The sequence below is a fragment of the Streptomyces sp. NPDC001843 genome (assembly GCF_042891955.1).
Classification (GTDB): Bacteria; Actinomycetota; Actinomycetes; order Streptomycetales; family Streptomycetaceae; genus Streptomyces.
In genome coordinates this window covers 201,545-212,998 of record NZ_JBIATQ010000002.1, presented here as the reverse complement: position 1 = coordinate 212,998, position 11,454 = coordinate 201,545, and the positions used below count along the sequence as shown (strand labels likewise).

At 74.6% G+C, this 11,454-nt stretch carries 9 protein-coding genes; 5 read left to right on the top strand and 4 right to left on the bottom strand.

The features are described from left to right. Positions 1–50: 50 nt before the first annotated feature. Positions 51–914, top strand: a complete 864-nt coding sequence (locus tag ACFYZQ_RS06440) for a type VII secretion system-associated protein (RefSeq protein ID WP_389142283.1) — start codon at positions 51–53, stop codon at positions 912–914. Continuing rightward, complete coding sequence (locus ACFYZQ_RS06435; protein ID WP_389142281.1) at positions 911–3,790, top strand: hypothetical protein; 2,880 nt, start codon at positions 911–913, stop codon at positions 3,788–3,790. The genes ACFYZQ_RS06440 and ACFYZQ_RS06435 overlap by 4 nt, the downstream gene beginning before the upstream one ends. Before the next feature lie 34 nt (positions 3,791–3,824). Here the strand turns inward: ACFYZQ_RS06435 and ACFYZQ_RS06430 are convergent, their stop codons facing one another. Both ACFYZQ_RS06430 and ACFYZQ_RS06425 read right to left on the bottom strand, forming a co-directional pair. Next, the gene (locus ACFYZQ_RS06430) at positions 3,825–4,772 is read right to left on the bottom strand and encodes a lysylphosphatidylglycerol synthase domain-containing protein (RefSeq protein WP_389142279.1); all 948 of its coding nucleotides are present in this window, start codon (positions 4,770–4,772) and stop codon (positions 3,825–3,827) included. After that, positions 4,769–6,256: a hypothetical protein gene (locus ACFYZQ_RS06425; protein ID WP_389143201.1), complete on the bottom strand. Its 1,488-nt coding sequence runs from the start codon at positions 6,254–6,256 to the stop codon at positions 4,769–4,771. Before ACFYZQ_RS06425 ends, ACFYZQ_RS06430 begins: the two co-directional genes overlap by 4 nt. Before the next feature lie 186 nt (positions 6,257–6,442). On the opposite strand from ACFYZQ_RS06425, the gene ACFYZQ_RS06420 reads away from it, so the two are divergent. From ACFYZQ_RS06420 to ACFYZQ_RS06410, 3 genes are read left to right on the top strand one after another with little or no spacing between them, the layout of a single operon-like run. Then, complete coding sequence (locus ACFYZQ_RS06420; protein ID WP_389142277.1) at positions 6,443–6,826, top strand: BlaI/MecI/CopY family transcriptional regulator; 384 nt, start codon at positions 6,443–6,445, stop codon at positions 6,824–6,826. Beyond that, positions 6,823–7,716, top strand: coding sequence for a M56 family metallopeptidase (locus tag ACFYZQ_RS06415; protein WP_389142275.1), 894 nt, complete (start codon positions 6,823–6,825; stop codon positions 7,714–7,716). The genes ACFYZQ_RS06420 and ACFYZQ_RS06415 overlap by 4 nt, the downstream gene beginning before the upstream one ends. Before the next feature lie 60 nt (positions 7,717–7,776). Next, positions 7,777–8,196, top strand: a complete 420-nt coding sequence (locus tag ACFYZQ_RS06410) for a hypothetical protein (protein WP_389142273.1) — start codon at positions 7,777–7,779, stop codon at positions 8,194–8,196. 119 nt (positions 8,197–8,315) lie between these two features. Here the strand turns inward: ACFYZQ_RS06410 and ACFYZQ_RS06405 are convergent, their stop codons facing one another. Together ACFYZQ_RS06405 and ACFYZQ_RS06400 are read right to left on the bottom strand one after the other, a co-directional pair. Next, complete coding sequence (locus ACFYZQ_RS06405; protein ID WP_389142271.1) at positions 8,316–10,658, bottom strand: glycoside hydrolase family 65 protein; 2,343 nt, start codon at positions 10,656–10,658, stop codon at positions 8,316–8,318. Then, entirely contained in the window at positions 10,655–11,395 is a 741-nt protein-coding gene (locus ACFYZQ_RS06400; RefSeq protein ID WP_389142269.1) for an HAD family hydrolase, read from the bottom strand. Before ACFYZQ_RS06400 ends, ACFYZQ_RS06405 begins: the two co-directional genes overlap by 4 nt. Between the last annotated feature and the right edge of the window lie 59 nt (positions 11,396–11,454).

Genomic DNA, 11,454 nt, shown 5'->3' with positions numbered 1-11,454 from the left:
TGTTCCTACCCGCCGCACGGTGCCGCGGGTAGGACGGACAAGGGCCGGCGATGACGGAAAGGCGCGTGTGGATGAGCAGCGAGGCGAGTGAGCAGGGCGGCGGGACGATGCCCGTCCCGCCCCAGGACATCGTCGAGGCCGCCCGGCTCGCTCCCGACCACTGGATCAGCATGGTCGATCCGGGCTGGCAGGGCGAAGGGGTGCCGCCCTCGTGGGCGGTGGTCGGCCGGTGGCGGTCCGGGCTCGACGGGACGATCGTGGAGTGGGAGGACAACGAGGAGCACCGGCCCTCTCCCGAGTCGCTCGACTGGCCCGAGCCCACCGACGACGTGGACGCCGCCCTCCAGCTCGCCGTCACGGGATACGGACCGGCCGACGCCGTGGCCGATGCGCTCGCCGACGCCGAGGTCGCGGTGCTGATCCAGCAGGAGGGCACACCGGTGACCGCCGTCGCGGCCGACCGTACCCCGGTGATGCCCGTCTTCACCTCCGTTGACCACCTGGAGGACGCCGGCGGCTTCGCCTTCGAACTCCTGGGAGGGAAGGAGCTGTTGGACCGGCTTCCGAAGGATCACGCCCTGTACCTCAACCCGCCCAGTCCGGCCGGGGCCGTCGTGGACGCCGGGTTCCTGGCCGAGGCGGTCACGCGCCGGGCCACCGAGGCCTCGGAGAACCTTGCCGACGCCGACGGCACGGAGGGCGGACCGCTCGCGGCAGAAGCGGCAGAAGAAGAGGGAACCGGTACCGACGTCGGCGCGGAGCCGGCCCGCGCCGCCGCGCCGGAGCCGTACGTTCCCGAACCGCTCCGCGTCACGACGGTCGGCGGTGCCGTGCCGTCCGACGTGGCCACGGAGCGACTGGACGCGCCGCGGGAGGAGACGGACCACGGGGTCACGAGAGGGGAAGCCGGGTGAGCCGCTGGACCGGCCGTCTCAGCCGGCGCCCTGCCAGGACGGTGCGCTCCGCCGAGGAGCCGCACACGTCCACCGGCTCCGCACCCCGGGTGCTCCTCGAGGACCACGACGGCCTGCTCCTGCTCCGCCCGCCCACGGACGACCCCCTGAGCCCGGCCGACATCCGTGATCTGGCGCGCACGCTCGCCCCGCAGGAGGGCACGGCCACGGTCATGGCCTTCGCCGAGGGCGAGGCGTCGGGGTCGCTGTGGTCGCGCCTGAGCGAGGTGCTCGACTCCTTGCGGGAGACGGACACCAGGACGGTGCGGCTGGTGATGTCCGGGGCCGGGTACGACCGTCCGGACCGGCCCGCCGTGGCCCGTCGGATCGCCGAGGCGTGGGACCTGACCGTCGAGGCCCCGGACGGGCCGGTGCTGGTGGTGCCGGGCGGCTCGGTGTTCGTGCCGCCGGGGGACGGCGGCTGGTGGCGGTTCACCCCAGGGCTGCCGCCGGTGCCCCTCGGACCCCGTCTTCCGGTCCCGCGCTGGCAGGCGGACCTGCGGGAGGTGTCGGCGACGGCGGTGGACGGGTGCACGGTCGACCAGATCCCGGCCGGGCTGCTGATCCGTCCCGTCGAGGCCACGGAGCCCCGCCCCGGCGACCTCTTCCACGCCATCCCGGCCGACCCGAGGCGGCCGGCGGTGATCGTCGGTGTGCCGTGGGGCGAGGACGTCTCCGCGTCGGACGTGGCCCAGCTCCTCACCGCCCTGCCGGCCGAGACCCGTACCGGGGTCCGGCTGGCGCCGGGCGGACGGCGGGATCTGCTGCCGCTCGGCCGGTCGGTCGCCGGGATGCTCGGCACCGAGGTCGAGGTGACGACCGGGTTACCCCTGTTCGCCGCCGGTCCCATGAGCCCGTACGGCGTCCGTTCGGTGCTGGTCGGCCCGGACGGGACGCCACGCTGGCTGCCTTTCGTGGACGCCGTCCTGTGCTTGCCCGGCAAGGATGCGGAGAGTCCCGTCCCGCCCCGGCCGCTGCGCTGCTTCTCCCCGATGCCAGGACCCCGCGGATCCGACGCGAGGGTGATCGACCTCTCGGACGACTGGCGGGCCACCCTCACCAGGGCGGGGCTGTGGGTCGGTCCCAGGGACGGTGCCCCGGCGCCGCACAGCGAGCGCCCGGTCGCCTTCGACGGTCCCGTCATCGACATCGGCCGGGCGGGTGAGCGCCTCGCGCCCTCGCTCTGGCCGACGCTGTCCCGGCTGCTCGCGGCCCTGGCCCCCGACCTGCGGGCCCGGACCACCCTCCACGTGCATGCCCACGTGCCCGACGGTGGCCGCGCGCTACGCGCGCTGGCCGCCGAGCACGGGTTGCGCGTCGTCCGCTTCACCCTGCCCAAGGCGCTGCGCGCGCCGGCACCCGTAGGCGCGGCGGCACCGGCAGGCGCAACGCCGCTCGCGCGCCCCGCGACGACCGCGTCGCATCCGGTGCCGCCACCATTGCCGACGGCACCGGATCCGACGTCCCGCCGCGCCGCGGCCCCGGAGCGGGCGGCAAAGGCCTCGGCAGAGGGCGTGCTGTCCGGCCCGGCCGCCCCGGCCCTCACCGCGCCGGGCGCAGCCGAACCGCACCGGGCGTCACCGGCGGCGTCCTCCGTGGCGGCCGGGGCTGTGCAGACCGGCACCGGCACGGGACCGGCCCCGGCCGAACCGGGACCGGCGGAGCGTGACCCCGCGGAGACCGGCACGGGGCGGCCGCGTCCCGCACCCCAGACAGCCCAGACAGCCCAGACAGCCCAGACAGCCCAGCGAGCGTCGGCCATCGGCTCGACGACCGAAAGCCCCCGCCCCGCGGCGGAACCGGCACCGCCGTCGGAGTCAGCATCGGAACCGACAGCCGTCTCGGCGCCTGAACCGGCGAGAACGTCCGCTCAGGACCCGACGCCGAGTCCGGCGCCGACGTCGGCTCCGCCGGTCACGCCGGCGCCGGCCGCGTCAGTGACACCGTCGGAACCGAAGGTCCCCGCACCGCGGCCGGTGGCGGGGCTGATGTCCGGTTCCGCGGCCGGCACCACGCTCGGCTCCCACGGCGAGGAGCCTCGTGTGGCGGACGCCGAGTCGGTCCGGCAGCCGAGGGCCGCTGTCACGCGACCGCTGCCCGTCGTACTGGTGTCGCCGGAGCATCGCAGCACCGTGCTGGAGCGGAACGCCTTCCGGCCGCTGGCCGAGGCGGTGTGGGAGCGGCACGGTGCGGCGGTGAGCAGGGTACTGGCGGGTATCCCCGCGCTGCGCGGAGAGGCCCAGGAGGCGGCCCGCGCCGACCTCATCGCCGTCCGGATGTACTTGCAAGGGGAGAAGGAAGGGCCGCTGAGCCACACCGAGCTGGTCCGGACGCTCCGGGCCGGCGAGCACCGGCTGGTGCCGTACGCCGCCTGCCTGGCCTCCGGGCTCGGGCGGCTCCCCTCGTACCGGGGCGTGGTCCTGCGCGGACCGGGCGATGTCGCCGGTCACGGGGTCGGTGTGCGGCCCGGACAGCTGCTGCGTGATCCGGCACCGGTGAGCGGCGTCCCCCTCGACCCGGCCGGCAAGACGGGTGTCGCGGGAATCGGATACGCGATCCTGTCGATCACCGGCCGACGGACGCGCCAGTTGCTGGACGAGGGTGACGAGATCGTCTTTCCGCCGGGCACGGCCTTCAGGGTGCTGGACGTGCGCACCGACGGCGCCGTCCCGCTGGTGCTGCTGCGGCAGCTGCCGGCCGGGGACAGGGCGGCGAGCGTCCTGGAGGACGCGGACGACACCGCGCTCACCCGGCTGGACCAGGCCCTGGCGGGCCGTACGACACCCGGCGAGGGCAGCTGGCCGGACCGGTGCGCGGGACCCGTCGGCGGCCACTGACCTCCTGCCGGACGCTCCGGAACCGCCGCCCCGCTCACAGCGCCTTGCGCCGGACCAGCACGGCGAGCACCAGCAGTCCCGGCATCAGCGGCAGCCACACGGTCAGCAGCCGGTAGCCGAGTACGGCGGAGGCGGCAAGGGCCGCCGGGGCCCCGGACGCGGTCAGGGCGAGACCGAGGGCCGCGTCGAGGGAGCCGAGGCCGCCCGGGGTGGGCAGCAGGGCGGCGGCGCTGCTGGCGGCCAGGTACAGCAGGGTCACCCGGGCCGGGGCCAAGGGCAGTCCGACGGCCCGGGTCACGGCGATCAGCACCAGGGAGTGCAGCGCGGCGAAGCCCACCGAGCCGCCCCACAGGGCCGCCGCGCGGGCCGGGTGGGCGTGCACGGCCCGGATGTCGGCGAGAACGGTTGCCAGGGCGGCGCGGCAGCGGGACCAGAGCGGGCTGGCGAGCAGACCGGCCACCAGCAGGGCGACCGCGAGGACGACGGGCAGGGCGGCCGGGGGGAGGCGCGGGATCCGCAGCAGGCCCGGGCACGCCGGGGCGAGCGCCGCGATGAGCGCACCGCGGACCAGCACGCTGGCGGTGGCCTTGACCGCGAGCGCACTCGCCGAGCGGCCCGCCGGGAGTCCGCAGCGGATCAGGAACCGCAGGTTCACGGCGCCGGCGCCGAGTCCGGCGGGCAGGACGTGGTTGGCGGCGCAGGCGGCGAACTGCGCCGCCAGCAGGCGCCTGCCGGGCAGCCGCCGGGCTACGGCCCCCTGCTGGGCGAACGCGGAGGCGGCCCAGGTGCCGGCCGCCGCCGTCGCGCCCACCAGCAGCCAGCCCTGGTCGGCGACGGCCAACCGAAGGGCGCCGGTCTCCAGGAGCGTCCAGTTGCGGCGGGCCAGGTAGGTGGCGCAGGTCAGGACGGCGAGGCCGACGGCGGTCTGCCCGTACACCCGCCGACGGCCGGTACCGGCGACGAGGTCCGGCGCGGACGTCATCGGCGGGCCACGGGTACGGCGTAGTGGATGCGCAGCCCGCCGAATGCCACGGAGGCCCAGTGCCGGGCGTAGGAGGGTGGCCGGGATCCGGCCGGGACGAGGGTGGCGACCGGGGTGTGGCGTGCCGTGCGGGCGATGATCTCCTCCGTGCTGTTGGCGTTGTGCCCGGCGGTCGCGGCGGAGGAGCAGCCGGCGTAGTAGGCGATCGGGATGGCCTCGTGCCCGGTGATCAGGCAGGACGGACGGACACCGAGCCGGTGCAGTTCGGCGGCGGTACGGGACCAGCCGCGGTGGGAGGCGGTGGTGCGGTCGACGGTGTGCTCCAGGACGACGAACTGGAGGGCGAGGTGCGCGGCCAGGCCCAGCGCCACCAGCGCCACGGCCACCGGTCGCCAGGCACGGGAGGGGGCGGTGACCAGATGGGTCAGCGCACCGGCCACCGGGAGCGCCAGCAGGGCGTAGGCGGGCAGCAGGAACCGGGGCGCCGCGTAGCCGATCATGAACAGGTACGGGAAAGCGGCCGTCGCCCCGCAGACCAGCGGCACCAGGGTGGCGGTGCGGCGGCCGGCCCGGACGGCGACGACGAGGCCGGTCACCGCGAGCAGCGGCAGGACGAACCACCAGACGGTGAGCAGCGGGTTGGGCAGCGCACCCGTGCACGGCCGGCACAGAGCCCGTCCGCCCAGGCTGCGCACCTGGTCGATGATCGCGAGGTGCCAGCCCAGGCCGCCCTGGATCGCGGAACCGTCGGCCAGCCGCCGGGCGAGGCCGCCGTAGCTGACGTACGCCTCGATCACCCACTCCACCGCTCCCGCCACGAGCCCGGCGAGGAGCATGCCGCCCGGGCGCCAGGGGCGGCCGAGCAGGGCGAGGACCAGCAGGGGCAGGGTCACCCAGACCGCGTCGGTGGGCCGCATCAGGGCCATCAGCGCCGCGCTCGCGGCCAGTCCCCACAGGGCGGCCCGGTCCGATCGGTCGGCGCGGGCGCGCAGGAAACAGGCGACCGCGGCCAGCGCGCCGACGGCCACCCAGTAGTTGGGCATGGCCTGCGGGCCGTAGAAGAGCGTCACCCACAAGGAGGCGAACAGAGCTCCCGCCAGGGCGAGTACCCGGGGCGGGAAGAGGCCGCGCCAGGTGCGCAGCGCGAGGAACAGGGCCAGGCCGGACAGGACGGCCAGGTAGATCCGCAGCAGGGGGGTGGAGGAGGACCAGGCCGCCACGGGGGCGACGAGCAGTGAGACGCCGCGGGCCCGGGGCGCGCTGAAGAAGGCCGCCGGGGCGTGGGCGCCGACCTGGCTGACGTACACGGTCTCGTCCCAGCCGAGGCCCATGCCGGGCCGGACCAGCAGGAGCTGGGCCAGGGTGAAGGCGATCGCGACGGCCGCGAGCAGGCCCTCGGGGCGGGTGTGCCGGGCGCCCCGCGGCACGATCCGCGGACCGCGGCGCCGGGTCCCGGTGAGTGTGGTGTGCGCGCTGCCGGACATCATCCCCCTTCGCCCCTACAATTTGTAGGGTTTCCGCCACCCTACAGCTTGTAGTGCCACAGGGGGACTCGAGAAGACGTACCTGTGAATTCACGAAAAACACGGTCACGCTAACCCGCGCCGAGCCCGTGTGCACGACGGATACGGCCATCCGGCTCGCGGCCCTACGCGCTGTAAGGTTGGGGCATGGCTGGCACAGGGTCCCGGGGCAGGATGGAGCGGCGCAGCGCCGGGGAGCTGGAAAGCGAGGTGCTGGCCGCGCTGTGGGCCACCGAGCGACCGCTGACGCCCGCCGAGGTCCAGGCCGAGATCGGCGGCGGCCTGGCGTACAACACCGTGCACACCATCCTCAAACGGCTGTACGACAAGGGGCTGGTGCTGCGGGACGCGGACGGGCGGCGCGGCGCCTACCGGCCCGCGAAGAACGCGGCCGAGCTGACCGCCGAGGCGATGCACGAGGCCCTCGACCGGGGTCCGGACCCGATCGCCGCGCTGCAGCAGTTCGTGTCCGGTCTGAGCCCGGAGGAGGAGCGGGCCCTGCGGGACCTGCTCGCCGGAGGCGGCGCATGAGGATCGACGTCTACACCCCGCTACTGCTGTCACTCCTGCTGCCGCTGGTCGGTCCGGTGATCGGCCGGCGGGTGGCCCCGGCGCTCGCCGCCCGGGCACTGACCTTCGCCGCCGTGCTGACCGCGGCGGCCACCACCTGGTCCCTGGTGCTGCTGGCGACCGCGCTGCTGGGTGACGCGCCCCCGGTGGTCGCGGAGGCCCGGGAGGACGGGCACCGGCTGGCCGATCCGGTACCGGGGGTCATCGGGATCGCCGCGGCGCTCACCCTCGCCGTCGTCGCCCGGCGTGTGCTCCGGGCGGTGCGGGCCGAGCGCGGCACCCGGCGGTCGCTGCGGCGGCTGTGCGCCGGGCATCCCCCGGACACCGAACTGATCGTCGCCGACTCCGCGCTGCCGCAGGCGTTCGCCATTCCCGGGCGGCCTGGCCGGATCCTCGTCACCTCCGCCATGCTGGGCGCCCTGCGCCCCCCGGAGCGCCGGGTGCTGCTCGCCCATGAGCGGGCCCATCTGGACCATCGGCACGGGTTCCTGGTGACCGCGGCCTCGCTCGCCGCCGCGGCCAATCCGCTGCTGCGTCCGGTCCGTTCGACCGTGATGTTCCTGGTGGAGCGCTGGGCGGACGAGCAGGCGGCGGCCGCCGTCGGAGACCGGGACACCACGGCGCGTGCGCTGGCCCGTGCCGCGCTCACGGCGGGCGGCGCCCGTGCCGGGTGCGCGCTCAGCTTCACGGACCACGCCGTCACCCGCCGGATAGCGGCCCTGCAGACGGCTCCTCCCCCGCGGCTGTGGACCGCCGCCGCGGCCGTCCTCGCTCTCGGCGCCCTGCCGGCGCTGGGCGCCGCCGACGCCACCGGCGACCTGATCGGCCTGCTGGCGGGCGCGCTGAGCTGAGACGCCGGCGAACCGCCCGGCTGTGGACGGCGGTTGGCCGCGCGGGTAGGTTCACCGGTCATGCGTCAATACGGACCGGACGTCCTCGACGTCGCCGACCCGCTGACCCGCGCGTACGTCGCGGTGTGCACCGCCCCGCCCTGGCAGCACCGGAATCCCGCCGGCACGGGCGCGGCCTTCCGCGAGCGGCTCACCGCGGACGCCCGCCGCCCGGGATTCCGCGCGGTGCTGTCCTTCGGGACCGACGCGGAGGTGGACGGCTTCGTCACCGGCTGGATCACCGAGGCCCCGTTCCGCACGGAGCGCGCCTGCGGCAGCGTGACCGAGCGGCTCGGCGCGGACCGCGTGGACGAGCTGCTCGTCGGTGCCCTCGAGATCGACGAACTGGGGGTGCGCCCCGGGCTCGCGGCACCGGGCTGGGCCGCCGGCTGCTGTCCGCGCCGGCCGGCCGGGCGCCCGGCGGCCGGGCCTGGCTCCTGACCTGGAGCCAGGCACACGACACACTGGCGTTCTACCGCCGCCTCGGCTGGCGGGAACCCGCCGCGCTGCCGGGCCGGGAGATGGACGTCGTGGTGTTCCTGGCGCCCGCCTGACCCCGGTCAGCGGCGGCTGGGCGCCCGGTGCGGTGGTTGTTCCGGGGCCGGGCGCGGCTTCGCCGGCGGTACGGCGCGGACGGCCGGTTCGTCGGTGCTCACGGTGAGCGGCTCGCCGTGGTGACGGATCGTCAGCGGCGCTCCGTCGAGGAGTGCGTACGTGGCCTTGTCGGCGTGCACCTCCACCCGCAGCCGGCGGTCGAGGAACCGTACGGTGAAGGCCAGGCGGCGGATCTTCTCCGGCAGGCGCGGCGCGAACGACAGCCCGTCGTCGTGCCGGCGCATTCCGCCGAAGCCCGCCACGAGCGCCATCCAGGTTCCGGCGAGGGACGCGATGTGCAGCCCGTCGCGGGTGTTGTGCTCCAGGTCCGCCAGGTCCATCAGGGCGGCCTCGGCCGCGTAGTCGTAGGCCAGCCGCAGATGGCCGGCCTGGGCGGCGATGACGGCCTGGCAACACGCCGACAGGGAGGAGTCCCGTACGGTCAGCGGCTCGTAGTAGGCGAAGTTGCGGGCGGTCTGCTCGTCGTCGAAGTACCCGTCGCAGGTGTACATCGCCAGCACCAGGTCGGCCTGCTTGACGACCTGTTTGCGGTAGAGGTCGAAGTAGGGGAAGTTCAGCAGCAGCGGGTACTGGTCGGGCCGGGTGTTCGCGAAGTCCCAGCGCTGGTAGCGGGTGAAGCCCGCGTGCTGCTCGTGCACACCGAGTTCGCGGTTGTAGGGGATGTGCATGGCCTCGGCGGCGTCCCGCCAGGCGGCGCTCTCCTCGTCGTCGACGCCGAGGCGCTCCGCCTGCCGGGGGTGGCGCTCTACGACGTCGGCGGCGGCCAGCAGGTTCTCCCTGGCCATCAGGTTGGTGTACGTGTTGTCGTCCGCGACCGCGCTGTACTCGTCGGGACCGGTGACGCCGTCGATGTGGAAGGTGCCGTGGTGGTCGTGGTGGCCGAGGGAGCGCCACAGGCGGGCGGTCTCCACCAGCAGCTCCACGCCGGTGTCCCGTTCGAAGTCGGTGTCCCCGGTGGCGGCGACGTAGCGTACGACGGCGTTCGCTATGTCGGCGTTCACATGGAAGGCGGCGGTGCCGGCGGGCCAGTACGCGGACCCTTCCGAGCCGGCGATGGTACGCCAGGGGAACGCGGCGCCCTCCAGGCCCAGCTGGGCCGCGCGTTCCCGGGCGGAGTCCAGGGTGTTGTACCGCCAGCGCAGCGCCTCCGCGACGGACCCGGGCGCGGTGTAGGTCAGGACGGGCAGCACGAACATCTCGGTGTCCCAGAAGGCGTGCCCGTCGTAACCGGAGCCGGTCAGGCCCTTCGCCGGGATCGCCCGCTGCTCGGCGCGGGCGCCGGCCTGCAGGACGTGGAAGAGGGCGAAGCGGACGGCCTGCTGAATCTCCTCGTCGCCGTCCACCTCGACGTCCGCGCGGGACCAGAAGTCGTCCAGGTAGGCCTGCTGTTCGTCGACGAGGCCCTGCCAGCCGTCGTGCGCGGCGGCGGCGAGGGCCGCGTCGACCTGGTCGCTCATCGCGGGCAGCGACCGGGCGCCGGACCAACCGTGGGCGACCAGCTTCTCCACCCGCAGCCGCTGGCCCGGTTCCAGTACGGAGGTGACCGTGAGCCGGGCCACGTCCGGGTTGCTCTCGCTGGTCGTGGTGGTCCGCTCGGGGCCGGTGACGACGTGGTCGGCGGCCACGGCGACGCGCAGGCCGCTGCGGCGGGTGCGGTGCACCAGACGCAGCCGCCGGTCCGAGGCGAAGTCCTCCTCCGGCTCCAGCGGTGACTGCAGGGCCATCGCCGCGCGCGGGTCGCCGTTGGACCCGGGCAGCTGCTCGTTGGCGACCAGCTCGGACTGGATCACCACACGGGCCCGGTTGCCGACGGGCTCCACCTCGTACGCGACGGCGGCCACCGCGCGCTGGGTGAGCGAGACCAGCCGGGTCGAGCGCACCCGCACCGTCGACCCCGTGGGGGACGTCCACTCGCAGGTCCGCTCCAGTACACCGCGCCGGAGGTCCAGGGTGCGTTCGTGGCCGACGAGTTTGCCGTAGCGCAGGTCGAACGGCTCGTCGTCGACCAGCAGCCGGAGGACCTTGCCGTTGGTGACGTTGATGACCGTCTGGCCCGACTCCGGATAGCCGTAGCCCGCCTCGGCGTACGGCAGCGGGTGCACCTCGTGCACGCCGTTGAGGTAACTGCCGGGCAGACCGTGCGGTTCACCCTCGTCGAGGTTGCCGCGCCAGCCGACGTGGCCGTTGGACAGCGCGAACACGGACTCGCTCTGGGCCAGCACGTCGAGGTTCAGCTCGGTCTCGCGCACGGTCCAGGGTTCGACGGCGTACGACCGCTGGGTGATCACTCCTTGCCCCCCAGTTCGGCGAGGTCCTTCACGACGATGTCGGCGCCGTGCTTGTACAGGGCATCGCTCTGGCCGACCCGGTCGACGCCGACGACGAAGCCGAATCCGCCGGAGCGGCCGGCGTCCATGCCGGCCAGCGCGTCCTCGAAGACGGCGGCCCGCCGGTACTCGACGCCGAGGTCGCGGGCGGCGGCCTGGAAGGTGTCCGGGTTGGGCTTGCCGGGCAGCTTGCGCTCGGCGGCGACCACCCCGTCGATCCGGACGTCGAAGAGGTGCTCGGCTCCGATGGAGCGCAGCACGTCCCGGGTGTTGGCGCTGGAGGAGACGATCGCCGTCTTCAGCCCCTTGCCCCGCACGGCGTCGATGTAGCGCAGCGTGCCCTCGTAGGCCTCCACGCCTTCGGTGCGGATCTTTTCTAGGACCAGTTCGTTCTTGCGGTTGCCGAGACCGTGGACGGTTTGGGCATCGGGTGGGTCGCCGGGATCGCCTTCGGGCAGGTCAATGCCCCGGGAGGCGAGGAAGGTGCGCACTCCGTCGGCGCGTGGGCGTCCGTCCACGTACTCGTCGTAGTCGGCCACCGCGTCGAAGGGGCGGGCGCGCTCGCCCTCGTATCCGCGCAGGAAGTCGTCGAACGTCTCCTTCCAGGCGGCCGCGTGCACGACGGCCGTCTTGGTGACGACCCCGTCGAGGTCGAAGAGACAGGCCTGGATGGTGTCGGGCAGACCGAGCTCAGTCATACTCAGCACACTTCCCCGCAGCACCGGTTCCACCCGGTGGCGCACGCCACATGATTCAT